The sequence below is a fragment of the Nostoc sp. CALU 1950 genome (assembly GCF_051172895.1).
Classification (GTDB): Bacteria; Cyanobacteriota; Cyanobacteriia; order Cyanobacteriales; family Nostocaceae; genus Nostoc; species Nostoc edaphicum_A.
Genome location: NZ_JBDNJQ010000012.1, coordinates 57462 through 75432 on the forward strand (window position 1 = coordinate 57462; position 17971 = coordinate 75432).

The 17971-nt window shown below is 39.3% G+C and carries 12 protein-coding genes; 6 read left to right on the plus strand and 6 right to left on the minus strand.

Annotated elements, in window-relative coordinates; all coding sequences use genetic code 11:
* The first annotated feature begins 90 nt into the window (after positions 1-90).
* The 4 genes from secA (at position 91) to ABF638_RS05890 (ending at position 5356) form a co-directional block, all read left to right on the plus strand.
* Positions 91-2883, plus strand: a complete 2793-nt coding sequence (secA, locus tag ABF638_RS05875) for a preprotein translocase subunit SecA (protein ID WP_435021075.1) — start codon at positions 91-93, stop codon at positions 2881-2883.
* A 188-nt stretch (positions 2884-3071) separates the two neighbouring features.
* A complete protein-coding gene (locus ABF638_RS05880; protein ID WP_435021077.1) occupies positions 3072-4046 on the plus strand; it encodes an S-4TM family putative pore-forming effector in 975 nt (324 codons plus the stop codon).
* A gap of 297 nt (positions 4047-4343) precedes the next feature.
* Complete coding sequence (locus ABF638_RS05885) at positions 4344-4676, plus strand: low molecular weight protein tyrosine phosphatase family protein (RefSeq protein WP_435021079.1); 333 nt, start codon at positions 4344-4346, stop codon at positions 4674-4676.
* Positions 4673-5356 carry a class I SAM-dependent methyltransferase gene (locus tag ABF638_RS05890; RefSeq protein ID WP_435021081.1) on the plus strand — a complete coding sequence of 228 codons (684 nt, stop codon included), beginning with the start codon at positions 4673-4675 and terminating at the stop codon, positions 5354-5356. The genes ABF638_RS05885 and ABF638_RS05890 overlap by 4 nt, the downstream gene beginning before the upstream one ends.
* 42 nt (positions 5357-5398) lie before the next feature.
* Here the strand turns inward: ABF638_RS05890 and ABF638_RS05895 are convergent, their stop codons facing one another.
* Together ABF638_RS05895 and ABF638_RS05900 are read right to left on the minus strand one after the other, a co-directional pair.
* Positions 5399-5842: a hypothetical protein gene (locus ABF638_RS05895; RefSeq protein ID WP_435021083.1), complete on the minus strand. Its 444-nt coding sequence runs from the start codon at positions 5840-5842 to the stop codon at positions 5399-5401.
* A 203-nt stretch (positions 5843-6045) separates the two neighbouring features.
* Positions 6046-8625 (minus strand): penicillin acylase family protein, encoded by a 2580-nt coding sequence (locus tag ABF638_RS05900; RefSeq protein WP_435021085.1) that lies wholly within the window; start codon positions 8623-8625, stop codon positions 6046-6048.
* A gap of 565 nt (positions 8626-9190) precedes the next feature.
* Between ABF638_RS05900 and ABF638_RS05905 the strand changes: the two genes are divergently transcribed.
* Positions 9191-10978, plus strand: coding sequence for a right-handed parallel beta-helix repeat-containing protein (locus tag ABF638_RS05905; RefSeq protein ID WP_435021087.1), 1788 nt, complete (start codon positions 9191-9193; stop codon positions 10976-10978).
* Positions 10979-11427: 449 nt separating this feature from the next.
* On the opposite strand, the gene ABF638_RS05910 is transcribed toward ABF638_RS05905, so the two are convergent.
* From ABF638_RS05910 to ABF638_RS05925, 4 genes are read right to left on the minus strand one after another with little or no spacing between them, the layout of a single operon-like run.
* Complete coding sequence (locus tag ABF638_RS05910; protein ID WP_435021089.1) at positions 11428-12681, minus strand: ABC transporter ATP-binding protein; 1254 nt, start codon at positions 12679-12681, stop codon at positions 11428-11430.
* Positions 12682-13479 carry an ABC transporter permease gene (locus ABF638_RS05915; protein ID WP_435021091.1) on the minus strand — a complete coding sequence of 266 codons (798 nt, stop codon included), beginning with the start codon at positions 13477-13479 and terminating at the stop codon, positions 12682-12684. It lies immediately after the preceding gene.
* A gap of 19 nt (positions 13480-13498) precedes the next feature.
* A complete protein-coding gene (locus tag ABF638_RS05920; RefSeq protein WP_435021093.1) occupies positions 13499-16162 on the minus strand; it encodes a glycosyltransferase family 2 protein in 2664 nt (887 codons plus the stop codon).
* An 11-nt stretch (positions 16163-16173) separates the two neighbouring features.
* The gene (locus ABF638_RS05925) at positions 16174-17262 is read right to left on the minus strand and encodes a glycosyltransferase family 2 protein (RefSeq protein WP_435021095.1); all 1089 of its coding nucleotides are present in this window, start codon (positions 17260-17262) and stop codon (positions 16174-16176) included.
* Between the two features lie 483 nt (positions 17263-17745).
* Here ABF638_RS05925 and ABF638_RS05930 point away from each other — a divergent pair, with 483 nt between their 5' ends.
* Positions 17746-17880 (plus strand): hypothetical protein, encoded by a 135-nt coding sequence (locus ABF638_RS05930; RefSeq protein WP_435021097.1) that lies wholly within the window; start codon positions 17746-17748, stop codon positions 17878-17880.
* The last annotated feature ends 91 nt before the right edge of the window (positions 17881-17971 follow it).

The window sequence follows — 17971 nt, forward strand, 5'->3', positions numbered from 1 at the left end:
CACGACCAAGACGGTTGGGCTGGGTTAAATGTTTATAATCAATGCCAACCTTTTAATCCCCATCCCCTTGATTCAGTTCTATAATCTGCCATGCTAAAACTTCTGTTGGGCGACCCCAACGCTCGTAAGCTTAAAAAATACCAACCTTCTGTTACTGAAATTAACCTTTTAGAGGAAGAAATTAAGGTTCTTTCCGATGATGAGTTAAAAGGTAAAACCGTCGAATTTAAACAACGGCTCGCTAAAGGTGAAACCTTAGATGACATATTGCCAGAAGCTTACGCCGTTGTCCGGGAAGCAGGACGGCGAGTCTTAGGCTTGCGGCACTTTGATGTCCAACTCCTTGGCGGTATCATTTTGCACGTAGGGCAAATTGCCGAGATGAAAACTGGTGAGGGTAAAACACTAGTCGCCACCTTGCCGAGTTATTTAAATGCTCTCACTGGTAAAGGTGTACACGTCATCACCGTGAACGATTACCTGGCTCGTCGGGATGCTGAATGGATGGGACAGGTACATCGGTTCTTGGGGCTGAGTGTGGGGCTAATTCAGTCAAGCATGACTCCTAGTGAACGCCAGAAAAACTACGACTGCGATATCACCTATGTTACCAACAGCGAGGTCGGCTTCGACTATCTGCGGGATAACATGGCGACATCAATGGCAGATGTGGTACAACGCCCGTTTAATTATTGCGTAATTGACGAGGTGGACTCGATTTTAGTTGATGAGGCGCGGACACCACTGATTATTTCTGGGCAGGTGGAAAGACCTACAGAAAAGTATCTACAAGCAGCTGAAATAGCATTCACACTCAAAAAAGACGAACATTACGATGTAGATGAAAAAGCTCGTAACGTTCTATTGACAGATGAAGGGTTTGCAGAATCGGAAAATCTTTTGGGAGTCACAGATTTATTTGACCCAGAAGATCCTTGGGCGCACTTTGTTTTCAATGCAATTAAAGCCAAAGAACTTTTCCTTAAAGATGTAAATTACATCGTCCGCAATGGTGAAGTAGTAATTGTGGATGAATTTACTGGTCGGGTGCTAGCCGGACGGCGCTGGAGTGATGGATTACACCAAGCGATTGAAGCGAAAGAACACGTAGAGATTCAGCCAGAAACTCAAACTCTCGCGACAATTACTTACCAAAATATGTTCTTGCTGTATCCAAAACTCGGTGGAATGACAGGAACGGCAAAAACCGAAGAACCAGAATTTGAAAAAATTTATAAACTCGAAGTTGCGGTAATTCCCACCAACCGCGATCGCAGACGGGAAGATTTATCTGATATGGTCTTTAAGACAGAATCAGGTAAGTGGGGGGCGATCGCCAGAGAATGTGCCGAAATGCACGAACTCGGCAGACCTGTATTAGTAGGAACCACTAGTGTAGAAAAATCTGAACTTCTGAGTAGGCTGCTGAAGGAATTGGCGATTCCTCACGAATTACTTAACGCCCGTCCCGAAAACGTCGAGCGTGAGGCGGAAATTGTCGCCCAAGCTGGACGAAAAGGCGCTGTTACCATTGCTACTAACATGGCTGGTAGAGGTACAGACATCATCCTGGGTGGTAACTCCGAATATATGGCGCGTCTAAAGCTGCGGGAATACTTTATGCCCCGGATCGTCATGCCAGAAGATGAAGATGCTTTTGGCGTTCAAAGAGCAGCTGGATTGCCTACAGGACATGGTGGTGGACAAGGCTTTGTCCCTGGTAAGAAAGTCAAAACTTGGCGGGCTTCACCAGAAATTTTCCCGACTCAGTTGACAAAAGAAACCGAGAAACTACTCAAAGATGCAGTAGAAATTGCCGTGCGTGAGTATGGCGAACGTAGTTTACCGGAACTGGAAGCAGAAGACAAGGTAGCTGTAGCCGCAGAAAAAGCTCCCATCGATGACCCTGTGATTCTGAAATTGCGGGAAGCTTACAACCGCGTCAAGCAGGAATACGAACAATTTACCACCCGCGAACATGATGAGGTAGTGGGAATCGGCGGTTTGCACGTAATTGGTACAGAACGCCACGAATCACGGCGGATTGATAACCAGTTGCGCGGACGTGCAGGAAGACAAGGCGACCCTGGAACCACGAGATTCTTCCTCAGTTTAGAGGATAACCTACTACGGATTTTTGGTGGCGATCGCGTTGCTGGGTTAATGAATGCCTTCCAAGTGGAAGAAGATATGCCTATCGAATCTGGGATGCTTACCCGCAGTTTGGAAGGCGCACAGAAAAAAGTTGAAACCTATTACTACGACATTCGGAAGCAGGTATTTGAGTATGACGAGGTGATGAATAATCAACGTCGTGCTATTTACGCTGAACGCCGCCGGGTGTTAGAAGGTCAAGATTTGAAAGAACAGGTGATTAAATACGCTGAAAAAACGATGGATGACATCGTTGACTACTACATCAACATAGACTTGCCCTCGGAAGAGTGGGAGTTAGAAAAGTTGGTTGAGAAAGTTAAAGAATTTGTCTATCTGCTAGCGGATTTACAAGCGAGTCAATTAGAAGATATCACAGTCAGCGAAATTAAAGCCTTCCTCCACGAACAGGTACGAATTGCTTACGACCTCAAAGAAGCGCAGATTGACCAAGTTCAACCCGGACTTATGCGCCAAGCGGAACGCTTCTTTATCTTGCAACGCATTGATACCCTGTGGCGGGAACACCTGCAACAAATGGATGCCTTGCGCGAATCGGTAGGATTGCGTGGTTATGGGCAAAAAGACCCGCTAATTGAATACAAGAGCGAGGGTTACGAACTCTTCCTGGATATGATGGTAAATATTCGTCGAGACGTTGTGTACTCATTGTTCATGTTCCAGCCGCAGCCGCAACCGATGGTGCAAGCTTCGTCTGAGATGGTTTGATATTGAGATAGAAAATAATCTCACGCAGAGACGCAAAGACGCATAGTCGTTTTTGCGTCTTTGATTTATTGAATAAATATCAATTCAAGAAAATCTAAATAATATTAAGCTTTTAAGAGTTTTTCATCTAAAATACAAATGTACTATAATATTATTTTCTAGTTTCTTCCAGTTATTAATAGTATTTTATGGCTAAAACTGTCAATGCAGCTTTTAATGATTTTTTGAAAAATTATGTCAACTTAGATCCAAATGATACTATTCAAGCAAGAAAGAGCAGAGATTGGCTAGTAGAAGAGCAAATACATTCATTTCCGGAAAAAGACATATACTTTCCAACGCTGTATTCAGAAAAAGATATTTACTTTGGCTCTTTTGCTAGACGTACAAAAAAAAGAGAACTTGATGATATTGATATTATGATTGTTTTAAGTGGTGAAGGAGCGTCCTACTATGAATATATAGATAATGTAATTGAGATATATGTACCTGATTCTGCTTATAAATTAAAAAGACTTTGTTTCGATAGTACAAACAAACTAAATTCACGGAAAGTTATTAATAAAATTATAGCTTTAATGAATAAAGTGCCACAGTATGAAAAAGCTGATATCAACAGAAACTTAGAAGCTGCTACACTCAAATTGAAAAGTTATTATTGGAATTTTGATATTGTCCCTTGCTTTTTTACAAAACCCGACTTTTCTGGAAGAACTTATTATTTAATTCCAGATGGCCAAGGTAACTGGCAAAAAACAGATCCAAGAATTGATCGAGATCGAGCAACTCAAGTAAATCAGTTCCATGATGGCAATATATTCAATTTAATAAGATTAATGAAATTTTGGAATAAAAGACCAACGATGTCATCAATGTCCTCATATTTACTTGAAAATATGATATTAGACTATTATTCAGATAATATTTATAGAAAAGCATCTAGTTATGTAGATTTAGAAGTTCCAAACTTATTACAATATAGTAGAATTGCTCCTCAAGAACTTGAGACAGAATCATATAATTTGCAAAATCAAATATATGATAACCGTCGTCTTAGTCCATTAATTTTTGATTGGATATACTATCGATTGCAGCGAAAAAATGAAGAAGAAATGAATAGGGGTGCTGAAGCCCTGATTCAGGAATTGCGTCAGTCTCCTTAGTAGGATTTTTTAATGAATACTCAGCGATCATCAATGAGAATCATTCAATTTCTTGAAGCTTAATAAGATATGTTGGTTTATATTTGGCTTAGTTTTGGGGTTGCGATTGCAGTAAGCTATTTTACTTTAATAACTAGGCAACCAGAGACAAGCTAGCCTATAAATTAGCTGATATAATATGAATAGCAGTCAAGAGGTCTGACCTTTTCAGATCGCGGAAGCTAGGTCTTCCCTTGACTGATTTTTATTGTCTAAGAATATAGAATAGCTATGCATTTGCTGTATACAGATTAATTAATGAAAAAGCTTTTATTTATCTGTAGCCAGAATAAACTGCGAAGTCCCACCGCCGAGGCTGTATTTTCTGAATATGAAGGATTTGAAACAGACTCGGCAGGTTTAGATCGCCATGCTGAAGTACCATTATCAACGGAGGCTATTCAATGGGCTGATATTATCTTTGTAATGGAAAAATCCCATAAAAATAAACTATCCAAAAATTTTCAGCCCTTCCTGAAAGATAAAAAAATTATATGTTTAGATATACCAGATGACTATGAATATATGGAACCAGCTTTAATTGAATTGTTAAAACAAAAAGTTTTACCTTTATTAAAAATAAAAAAATGAATATTCAAGAAGCTTTTAATATTGCCGCAGGAGATTACGATAACTTACGTCGTGTTTTAATTCCCTGTTTTGATGACTTTTACAAAACAGCTGTTGAAATCATCCCAGGCGATTGCACTGCACCGCTGAAAGTTTTAGATTTGGGGGCTGGTACTGGACTTTACTCAGGTATGGTTCAGTCAATATTCCCGAATGCAGAGTTCACATTGCTTGACTTAGCCCCCGATATGTTAGAGAAAGCTAAGTTGAGATTTAGCAAAATGGGTAAATCTCCCAATATCTTAATTGGTGACTATATTGAGACTGATTTAGGTGGTTCATATAACCTAATAATCTCTGCCTTATCGATTCATCATCTGTCGGATGTTGACAAAGAACTTCTTTATCAACGGATTTATGATGTTCTCAATCCTGGAGGGATATTTATCAACGCCGATCAAGTTCTCGGTAAAACGGCTGATTTAGAACAACTTTACCGTCAACACTGGTTAGATTCTGTCCGCGCGAAAAATATCTCAGAAGAGGATCTCAAAGCTGCACAAAAACGCATGGAATACGATCGCATGGCAACCCTTGATATTCAACTTCGCTGGTTAGAAGCGGCTGGGTTCCAAAATGTGGATTGCTGGTACAAAAATTTTAGCTTTGCTGTTTTTGGTGGTTATCGACCAACTATTTAACCGCTATTTTTGCGATCGAGATTCTAGGCAGAGGAGAATGGATTATTTGCCAGAACAGTAGCTATTAATTTCCTTGACTATTGAACTTTCTTCAGTACTACTTTTTTGCAGAGATGCCAAAAATCCCTTTGCTGCTGGTAGATTCTTTTTATCTATAGCTGCTGCTGCATTATTTAATTCCTTGCTGATGTTCTGATAGAGTGTGAGAAAACGTCCTTGAAAACCTTGCAGTTTCTCATCCTTAACTTCTAGTGCTTTCATTTCTGTGGCAAGTGGGTCTATCTTACCAGCAAGTTCAGTTAAAGCTTTAGAACCTTGAGCCGGATTAGAATTTTTACCGAATTCCTGACCTAGAGTAGATGCCTGATTGGCAACCTTTATGACTTTGTTACATTGAGCAACTTTACTTTCTCCACAACCTGCAAATAATAATGCGATCGCAGTAGTTGCTGAAAGTATAAAACTTCGTTTAAACACGCATTGCATAATGTTCTATTATCTCCGATGATGTTTCACTCAAGTTGGGCAGAGGAAACGGATGGTCAGCAAAAATACGTTTTCTCAAAAGAATCTTTATTTCTGTTTCTAACTTTCTTTCTGCCCTGTTACTTTATACTTCATTTTCCCTAAAGAGTGTATGTAATTACACTGGATTAACTAAATTTAAAATTGCATAGTCAGCTTGCCCTCTACTCTCGCAATTTGGGAACTAATTTCAATGTCACAGTGGTGTTATTTGCAACAGACTTCTGTTCCCAAAGCATCTGGTGATATTCAATCTTGCGCCAAGGGTCAACCATATCGTTGTAGTGACTATGGAAAGCATGTCCTGATTGTCCAGGAGTGTGAATTGCTACTGAGTTATCTAAATTTCCTAAATCTACAATCATCCGCAGTGAAGGAATATCAGTCACTTCAAAGGATTTATTTGCTCTCCACCGGTTAGCATTCACTGTTTCGCCGTTACCAGATGTAGCAAAAGCACCACGATTAAATAAAGCTTCAATCGGTGCAACCCCAGATTTACCTAAAGTGGCATTCCGAAAAGTAATGGTATGCAGCTTGCCCCAATTCCAGTTTTTCGGGTGTTTGCTTTGAATTCGTTCTAGTTCATCCACGGCTTCTATGAAGGATTGTCGCAGGATTTGGTCGCGGCTCTCAACTTCTGGGGTGTTGCGATTGTCCCACCAAGAACTATTGGGCTGTTTGACCAGATTTGCGATCACAGCATACCAGCGATCGCCTCCATGCGGAAAGTACTTTTCAGGCAACTGATCGTGAAACGTATCTGCCAGTAAGTGTTTCCAGAAGACTTCAAACAAAGCAGCAACAGGCGATGTCATTCCTAGCTGCAAATTCCAATCTTGCAGAAGTTTTTGGGCTGCTTGCAAGCGGGGGGTATCAACAGTGATAGATTGCAGTAGTGGTACTAATGTTTGTGCGTTCAGATTGCGATCGTCTCCCTGTATCTGCTGCACACCTTTCAGGGAAATCGGTTTGGTTTGTTGTGAAATCATCTCAACGATGCGCTGTGCCCGATAGCCATAAACCCAGTCTGCGGTAATTAGATAAGGATATTCACGCATAACTAAATTATTGGCAGTAGCAATATAACCTTGAGGTGGATTGAAACTTTTGGGTAACTGCTCAAAGTCAATATAGCCTTGCCATTCATATTCATCCGTCCAACCAGGAACGGGATAACGCCCATCTCCCTGAGCGCGGATGGGGAATTTACCAGGCATTTGGTAGCCAATATTGCCATCAATGTCAGCGTAGACCAAGTTTTGAGCCGGGACATCATAATTGCTGGCAGCAGTGCGGAATTCTTGCCAGTTTTGGGCGCGATTTATTTGGGGAACGGCATACCCTAGTTTGGAAGGTTCTAGGGCTGTCCAGCGCAGAGCCACGGCGTAGTTTTGCGGTAATTCTAGCGCCTGACTTGGCTGGAATTGCTTTAGATTGGGCGAAACATCAGAGAGAATTGGCCCATGTCGGGTATAGCGAACTGTTTGCACAATTGGCTGACTTCCGGCTACTTGAATCGTCTCTGGCACGAGTTGCATATCAACCCATTTGCCATTGACTTCATACTGGTTAGGATTTTTTGGGTTGATTTTCTCAATGTATAAATCCATCACATCAGATTGTACATTGGTAACACCCCAGGCAATGCGATCGCTATGACCGATAATTACCCCAATCATTCCCGCAAAGGAAAAGCCAGAAACGTTGTAGGGACATTCTGTACTCTTCGGTGTACAGTGCAGACCAACCTCGTACCAGATAGAGGGAATTTGCACACCTAAGTGCGGGTCATTCGCCAAGATTGGCTTACCTGTAGCTGTCCGCTGACCAGATATCACCCAGCTATTCGAGCCAATACCTATTCCTGTGGGCCCAATGAGTTTTTCTAAAGCCATCATCGGCTTAGTAATTGACTCTAAAGCAGGTAATACATCTGGAAAGTCGAGAAGTGAAGAAGATGCGGGGAAATAACTCTGCGTGTTCCCCTGTCCCTGTGTCCCTGTGCCCTCTTTTTTCTGGAACTCAGGTAAAATAACTGGCAAGTCTTGAGGGTATGGCGGAAAAAGTTCCTCTACTTGATTAGGATTAAGGGTTTTGAGCAAAATAGCACGTTCAATTTCGCTCTGAAAATTTCTGCCCAAATCATAAGCCATTACCTTACCCCAAGTCAGAGAATGCAGTATTTGCCAAGGTTCTGGCTGATACCTAGGATTGAGGAACTTTAGCACAGTGTATTCTAAACTCAGGGCGCTGCCTTGATGCTCTGTCAGATAAGCATTGACACCATCGGCATATGCTTCCAAGTATGCTTTCATCTCTGCATTAATTTCCTGAATTTCTTGCTGCGCCACCCTCGCCCAACCCATTGTCCGCAGATATTTATCAGTGTCAACCTGAGATGAACCAAACATTTCTGAAAGTCGCCCAGAACCAATGTGTCGCCAAAAGTCCATTTGCCAAAAGCGGTCTTGGGCGTGGATATAACCTTGCGCCATGAATAAATCATGAGAGTTGGCAGCATAAATATGGGGAATACCCCATTTATCCCGCTGAACGGTTACTTCAGCTTTCAGTTCAGGTAGTTGAATTGTGCCACTATCTTGCGGAAAGGATTGGCGTACAGTGTAGGTGACAAATCCCACTAACAATAGCCCCAGCACTAACAGCACAATCAAAGTTTTTTTGAAAATCTGAGGAAACCAACGTTTCCTGAAGCTTTTTATTTGGGCTTGCCGTGGCATTGTTTAGTGAAATCACATGATGTTACAACGTTGATATTACAGCAGAGTGAACGCCGAAAATCACCCTGGAAGTATCAGATTTTTATGTATTGAGAGCTTGTATCCCTCTTTAAAGAAAACAGAATGGTTTCTTTTATCTATAAGTGGGCGATCGCTCTCTACTTTTTCAGTACAAGCATCATTGACTAATATTGCTTTCCAATATGTATAAGTTATGACCGAAGATATCTCTGTATTTTAGCTAGGGTTATAGCTGCATCATAATTAATACCCTAGTGTAAATACTTATATAAAGCTTGTTTTTTCTTTAGCTTAATAATTTTGCTCAATATCATCTTGGATGAACTTTTAATTAAAAATTTTTGATGCTTAAGATAAAAAAATACCAAAAAAAGTGTTTTTTGCGGTCAATAGCTTGATTGCATTAATTTAAATTTTTTAATAATTCTTAATAATTAAACTATTATTTTTGCAAATTATAATCTCCACCCAGAAATATGAAGATTTGGTTGTGATTTTTATAACTTCGACTAGAATAAGTCAGAGTTTATATACGGTAAAAAAAATGCTCAGTATTCTGGGATATCTTGCTATTCATATACTCAATCCTTCATTGGCATTGGTAGAGCAAAATCTAGTTCAAAAACAGCCGAACGCAACTACTCTCGTTACCTTTCAACAAAAGAGTAGTGGGGTTACACATAGCCAGATATTTGGTGAAGCTGTAACTAAAAAAGATGTCAGTTCAGCCACACCAAGACAGAATGTGCAGCAAAATCAACGCTTTTCGGCTTCTGGCAAAAGGTTAGTACAAACAACTGTCACAGGAACTACTTACTACATCAGTCCCTCAGGAAATGACAAAAGCTTAGGTACATCGCCAACCAGTGCCTGGCGCAGTATTAATAAAATAAATAATGTGATATTCAAGCCAGGCGATCGTATTTTCTTTCAAGGAGGAACTACTTTTACAGGAAATCTTTCGTTTAATGCTAATGATAAAGGTACAGCCTTAAATCCCATTATCATCAGTTCCTACGGCACTGGCCGCGCCACAATTAATGCAGGCACGGGTAAAGGGATTATGGTATATAACAGTATGGGTTATAACATCTCTAATCTCAACATTGTTGGTTCCGGTGTTAGCACCAATAAAGGCGATGGTATTAGCTTTTATAATGATTTAGCAGGTAACATCAAGCTGGATGGAATTACCATTAACAACGTCGAAGTGCAAGGGTTTATAAATTATGGAATAGCTATTGGTGGGTGGAATCAACAGAGTGGATATCGCAATGTCAAGGTGACAAATATTTTAACCCATAACAACGGCAAAGCAGGATTAATAACTTACGCTCAACTTCCCAACGTGAATGAAAATGTTTATGTTGCTTATGTGAAAGCTTATAACAATAAAGGTATTGCAGGTGATACAAATCCTACAGGAAGTGGAATTATTTTTGGAAGCGTAAATACAGGGGTGATTGAACGCTCTGTAGCTTATGACAATGGCATTTTGAATAATTCTGTGAATGGCCCAGTTGGTATTTGGGCTTATGATTCTACTAAAATCACAATTCAGTACAACGAATCATATAGAAATCGGACTGGTGGAACAACAGATGGAGATGGCTTTGATTTAGATCAGAATGTTTCTTATTCCGTCATGCAATATAATTATTCCCACGATAATGACGGTGCTGGATTCTTATTGTGCCAAAGTCCAAATAATCTGAATCATACAGGCAACATAATAAGATATAACATTAGCCAGAATGACGGTAGAAAGGTAAACTATGGAGCAATCCATATATATGGGAATGTTCGCAATGCCGAAATTTACAACAATACCGTTTTTGTCAAGGGTGGCACAACTAGTATCCCCTCCGCTGTCTTGATTTATAATCCTGTTACCAACGTCAGCTTCCGCAACAATATCTTCCAAACTAAAGACGGTGTAAAACTGCTTGATATAGCTAGTGGTTCTACAGGTTTACTTTTCCAACGAAACGTTTATTATTCTACAGGCAGTACTTTCCGGATTCGTTGGGGTGGAACGACTTACTCTAGCCTTGATAGTTGGCGAACAGTAACCAATCAAGAAAAGTTGTCTTCACAAAATGTGGGCATGAGTGTAGACCCTCTGTTATCCAACCCTGGTGGTGGACAGGCTCTCAACAATACAGACCTACTCAACACACTTGATGCCTATAAACTTAGCTCAAACTCACCCCTAATTAATACTGGATTAGACTTAAAAACGCTCTTTGGAACCAACACGGGGAACCAAGATTTTTATGGATCTTTACTACCAAAAGATTTAGGCTTTGATATAGGAACCCATGAATTCTAAATTTTCAACCATCTTAGGAAATACACACTTATTAAGATGATTTCTTGATCATAAGTAGATATTGTGTCGTCACCCAGTTTTATATAGACCCTGACCAAAATCCTGGGACAGGGGATTCTACTAATTGTAGTCCAGATTGGATTGCAAAACGCTCAATCAAACTCAGTTGATAGGCTGTTAGGCTGTCATTTCTTCAGGATTATCTGGCTGTACAATAGCAAACTCATTTCCATAAAACCCATAAGAAGAGTTAAAATTGAAACTTGGTTTAGCAAACCCAAGTGGTGTAGGTTGTCCAACCAGATAATTGTCAAGTAAAAAAAGCTAAATATAGCCCTTCTTACTGTCTTAAGAACTCGGAACGTTTCCCTAAAGCAATTTTATGCAATTTAATTTTTATTTGCTTCAGCATTGTAAGTTTTCCTTTCTTTTTGATATTTTTATATAAATTAATAATTATTGTTTAATTTGGATAGTGTCATGCTGCTTATCTCCCAGATAAATGGTGGGCTAAGGATATTTTTTTCATAAAGGTTGGAGTGAACAAGCAGAGGATAAATATTCCAATGGTAATCATAGGCATAATTCCAATTCTGTTGATAAACTCCAACATTGATGAAGTACTTTCCACCTCTTATATCTAATCTGGCAATTTTGAGTTTGATTTGTCCCTTGCCATGAATATATGGAATAACGATTCCCATAATTTCTGTATTGGTATCAAAACAGATTTGCCCATCTTCTTGACTGATAGAAACATTAAAAATAGGATGTTTAACTACTTGAGAAGTAAAATACTCAATCTCAACCTCTAAAGGATCACCTCGATTAATTTCTCTATCTGGTAGCAAGCAGACATCAATGATTTCAACTTCTAAAGAACCAAAACGGTTTTCATTCACTCGCAGTTCTATACCAGTTCTTGTCATCTGTGGTGGTCTTGCGGGGGTAACTTGCTGAGTTTTTAATCGCATCTCGACCACATACTGTCCTGCAACGACTTCAGGTTCTCCATAAGCTACAACTCTTCCCTCACGCAGCCACAAAGCGCGATCGCACAATTCTTGGATTTGCTCGGCACTATGAGAAATATAGACAATAGCACAACCTTGTGCTTTTAACTCAGCAATACGTTCTAAACACTTAGCTTGAAAAGAGATATCGCCAACCGAGAGAAATTCATCTACCAAAAGCACTTCTGGATTGGTGTGTATGGCTATGGCAAAAGCAAGACGCATTTGCATTCCTGTACTATATGTGCGTACAGGGTTATCAATGAAATATGTCAATTCTGCAAACTCTACAATAGCATCAAAACTATGTGCTACCTTTTTGCGGGTTAACCCTCCGACGATTCCAGATACAAAAACATTTTCCCTACCAGTTAAATCAGGAGAAAAGCCAGCGCCCAAGTCTAGCAAAGCTCCTATTTTCCCATTAACTCTTACCTTCCCTTCATCTGGACATCCAACACCCCCAATCAGTTGCAAGAGTGTAGATTTTCCTGCCCCATTTTTGCCTATGATGCCTAACATTTCACCGGGGGCTACGGTAAAGCTAATATCCCGTAAAGCCCAGAACTTCTCAACAGCTTTCATGCGGCGAAACCCCCTTAGTGTTGCTTCCATAATCGTGATGGGTTTTTCTGCATGGTAGCGGTTATAGCGTTTTCCTAACCCTTGCACAATAATTGCATCTCGCATCTATAGTTCCTCCACAAAGCGATCGCTTTGGCGGCGAAAAAACTGAAGACCAATAGGTAATGCAATGCTAATGGCTAAGGTGATCAACACAAGCCCAAGCCAATCAGGTTGAGTTCCATTAATAAAGATAGCGCGATAAGCCCCAACAATATGTACCATCGGATTGAGATAGTAGGCTGGAGGGATAGCTGACACTTGAGTGTGATCGTAAAAAATCGGTGTGAGATAGAAAAATAGTTGTAGCAATACGCCAAGGGTGTGTTGTGTATCTCTGAAAGTTACATTCACTGCGGCAAGGAAATAGGACAGGCTGATTGTAAAGGCAAACTGAATCAAATTTATTATCGGCAAAAAAAGTATCACTGGTTTTAACTCTATGCCGTCAAACAGCAAAAAAACAATCAGGACTGGCAGAGCTAATATAAAGTGAATTAACCCTGTCGTAGTAATCACAATAGGTAAAATTGCTTTGGGAAATCCTGGCTGTCTAATAAGAGGACGATTGGCAGTTATTACCCCTGTTGCTTCAAACAATGAATTTTGAAACCATGTCCAAACTAGCAAGCCTGTAAAGACAAAAGAAGCATAATGGGGAGTTTGTATAGGAATTACTGTCTGAAATACAAAGGCAAAAACGGCTAATTGCAGCAAGGGATTAATGAGAGTCCAAGCAACTCCTAAGAGCGATCGCTTGTATAGTAACTTCATGTTACGAGAGACTAGCTCTCTTAGTAGATCGTACAGGTATGGAAGTCGCAATTTCAGAGGCATCAGTGAAAAAGCTTTGTTGTTTTGCATAGAAGAAATTTTTATAAGACTAATTACTTCTCACTAATTTTGATGCCTTCTGTGAATTTGTTTTAACTAAATCTGGTGTTCGTTGAGACAAGCTAATATAAGGAACACTACGCCCTTCCCGTCTTACTCGCAAACGAGAGCGCCACAGTGACCAAGGACCTGCGAGATTTCCGACAATTTCTATGACAATAAGTGAAAGAGGATAATTACTTCGTCTCAACAACCAATTTTTGAGTTGTTGTCCGTGGTAGATGGGTAGTCCAACTAAAATTTGTATTAACCCTCTTAAATCTTTATCTTGTAAATAAGTGATTAGATTGTATGCAACGTGTCCTTTACTATACCCGTAAAGTTGACGGCGTAATGCCAAAGGTTCTTTCCGATGTTTGTGCCAAACATAAGCATTTGGTTCATAGATGTGAGTATAGCCTGCTTTCAATACCTTATAAAAAAGATAAGTATCTTCGCCTACCCCAGATGGCATACCAGGACCAAGGGTTTCTTGCATTAAGCCAATTTGACTGTGGCTAAAGATTGTTGTCCGAAAGGCAGCATTTGCCGTTGCTCCCAGACGCCAAGTTGGGACGGCAGTTCGAGGAAAACTTTCAAACCAATCGCCATTGACTTCCAAAGCCGTAAACCCTCGCCCTAAACCTCCATAATTTTCAAAAAATTGCTGTGAATAAGTTTCTAACTCTAACGGTAGAACATTACCAGTCACAACCATTACATCTGGTCTGGCAAAGGGAGCAATTAGTTTCTCAAGCCAATCTGGAGGTTGAGTAACATCATCATCTGTGGCAATCACAATCTCACCTGTACTGTTAACAAATCCTGTATTACGCGCATAAGCTAATCCTTGACGTGGTTCACTTACTAGGATAACCCCAGGAAACTCTGCAACTACAGGTGGTGTCATGCCGGAACTCGGATGATTATCAACAACAATAATCTCAACGTTTCTAGCAGTTTTCTGAGCCAACAAACAGCGCAAACAGTTACGTAAATCCTCTGGGCGGTCATAGGTTGCTAAGTTAATTGATACCTTCACATGTGAAAGTAGTCCCTCAAATTGACCAATTTCAGTTGATTTGTAATTTTTTTCCAAAACATAGGCTATTTTATGCCAGTTATCATTTTCCTTATTTTGGCAATTATCGCTAGCTAAAACCTTTAATCCAAGCTGGCTTACAATCGCCTCAATCAAGCGATTTTGACTAACAGAATAGTAAGAATTGGCAATATTCACACTTCCTAACAGCCGATCACATAATGTTACAAATACTCTAATGTCGGAGTATTTGCCTAGCTCAGTCAGTGTTGGCATAGTGTGACTTAAATCAATAGTTATTACCGCTACACGGCGTTCAGAATGAGCAGAGTTTGTTTGATTTTGACATGATTTCTCAGGAATTGAAGATCCAAAAATTTTTACAATTTCGTCAGATTTTTTACAAGATTGCTGATATTTCGTGAGACCTATTAAAGAACCTTTCAATTCATTCCAAATCAAATCTACAGGTAGACGAATCGGATGTTTAAAGGCAATCCACAACCTACGAAAACTCCAGTAAAGCAACCACCAAATACCTATTAAAAATGAGGAAATACGTAAATCTGGATACTGTTTGGCACAACAGACAAAATAAGAATATAAGCCGATACCATTATTCTTTATCTGCAATTGTAAACTTTCATATTCCCGTCGATGTCGATGCCTAACAATCGCCTTTGGTTCATATACTAGTGTGTGACTTAACTTAAGAACACGGAAAAACATTTCCAAGTCACCACCACCATTAGTTACTGTTCCAACATCTAAGGCTGGATCAAAATAACCAATTTCCTCAAAGACACAGCGACGATAAGCCATATTTGCCCCTGTGCCAAATTTTCCAGTTCCTAACAGATGCCAAGGAACTTTCTCACCTTTAGCTACTCGATACCATTTGCGCTCAAATCCTTTACCAAAACCACCGTACATCTCAAATAAAACTTGAGCTTCGGTTTCTAGTTCATAAGGTACAACCAAGCCTGTCACAGCCATCACTTCCGGGTTTTCTGCAAATACTTGAGCTAAAGCTTTCACCCATCCGGAATCAACTACTACATCGTCATCGGTGTAAGCAATAATTTCGCCTTTCGCTTCAATTATGGCTCGATTTCTAGCCCAGTCTAATCCGGGGCGGGGTTCGCACACATAACGAATCTTGGGATATTTTGTCTGTACCAGTTCTTTGGTTCCATTACTGGTTGGCGCATTATCTACTACCAAAATATCTAGATGAGGATAATCAAGACGACTGATAGCGTCTAAGCAAAGAGCTAAATTAGTGGTGCGATCGCGCGTACAAACTGCTATTGTAACTAATGGTAAATCTCCCTCATATTTAGGCGGTGGCACATCAAATAAATCTTCCAAACATAAACCTTCTGGTTTTGGCTGTGCTGCCAACCCGTTACATAATAGTTGTTGAATAATTGCCCAACTATGCTGTTCTAAAATCAGCTTACTTAAAGTTTGCGCTGTACAGTGACCATTTGTAATGGGTGCTTTGACATAACCAATAGGTACACCGTGCAATCGCACTAATGTTTGTACTCCCATGTATCCATCTAAATTTTCGATGGTACTTAACGGACGACTTAATTCTATATCTAGAACTTTGATTGGATAAAGCATAAATTAAATTTCTATATAGACGAAATTAATTGTAAAGAAAAATGCAACAAATTTCCGACTAAAAGCTGAACTTTTAAACTTATTTTTTGTTTAATTGATTCAACATGATTCCAATTATTTTGAAGTTTACTGATATTAACATTTTTTTGTTTGTCCATTAGTAAAGTGTTTTTTTTGAAAAGCTTACCTACAATACTTTTAATCACCAGTATGTATAAGCTATAGCGAAAAAAAGGAGTAATACAATCTTGCCGTAAAGCTTGTATTAGCCAAAATATGGTATTTTCATACTGGTGATATTGATTGCTTTGGTGTGCCAAATACACATCAAAGCTACTGCTAGACAATCGATATAAAAAGGCTGGAATTTCAGGATGCTTTTGTTTTACTTCCTGCAACATTAAACAATGAGATTTCGCCATTTGACTAAAGTCTTTGGACATACTGTTAGCAAGCTGGCGATATCCAATCAAAAATTCTGGAACAACTTTAAATTGATAATGTTCAGCCATTCTGAGATATAGTTCCCAGTCTTCACAACCTTGGGCATTCTGTTCTTTTAACTTGCAATTGTAACCGCCTACTTTATCAAAACAACTACGGCGAATTAGAGTAGCGCTTGCATTTGCAAGAAAATTATGGCAGATCAGAGTTTTATAGACATTACCCTCAATATGCGAGGCACGAATACAGCCAGTAGGTAAGCCTTGTTCGTTGATATGTACAGACCACGAATAAACTAGTCCAACATTATTATCCGAATTCAATAAACATTGCACCTGTTTTTTCAAGTTTTCAGGATACCATATATCATCAGCATCGATTGGCGCAATAAATTCTCCTTGCGATTTTTTTATTGCTAAATTACGTGCCGCAGCCACTCCAGCATTTTGCTGCTCTAATAAAATTACACGCTTGTCTTTCTCGGCGATTACTCTAACTATTTCACCAGTTCGATCTTGGGAACCATCATTGACAACCAATATTTCTATGTTCTGATAAAACTGATTAATTACTGAATGCAAAGTTTCTGCAATATATTTCTCTGCATTATAGGCAGGTATGATGACAGAAACTAGTGGAAGATTTGTAATTGTCATTGATTATTAGGAAAAAACAAAATAATTGTAAACTTATTGTACATATAAATATATTTTGAAAGAGGTTAAAAACTACCTAAGTTTTGGTATCTTCTTCTGTTTGAATAGCATAAATAAAGTTGTGTGCTCTATCAAGTTTAATAATATTTCTATAATTTGACGCACTATTGAATCTGCAATTTTTTTCGGTCGGTAGATTGCAGGAATATGTATACCAGTTTAGAATCTGATATTTTTTGTGCGATGTTTCATATTCTATGATCTAATGTGTATCAATATTATTTTTTCTCTCTATTCCGAATTATTGAGTGATTACGTGCTATTCATGACATTAGAGTATTTATTAAAACATAGTATGAGTAATTTTATTTTACTTGCAGTATTGATTGAAAAGTTACTACAGAATCAATAAGAGTGTTCCAAAAAATAAATGTCATTGCGTAGACGTGGAGTGGTTTTTCGGATGGTATGGAGCAAAGTGTAATGTCCGCAGAGCGTTCAAGTTACCTAGAAGAGGTTTCCCGAAAGGTAGGTAGCGATCGCAATAACGTTGAAATTGCTTACCCTACAAGACACTATGTGATCGCTATACTTAGTTTCGCTTGCGATGAAAATTAGGCATTTTTTTACATGGAGTACTGTAATTAAAGCAGAACGAGTTTATGACATACCTGTACTTTTAACATAATTTTGTGTATTATCAAATCCA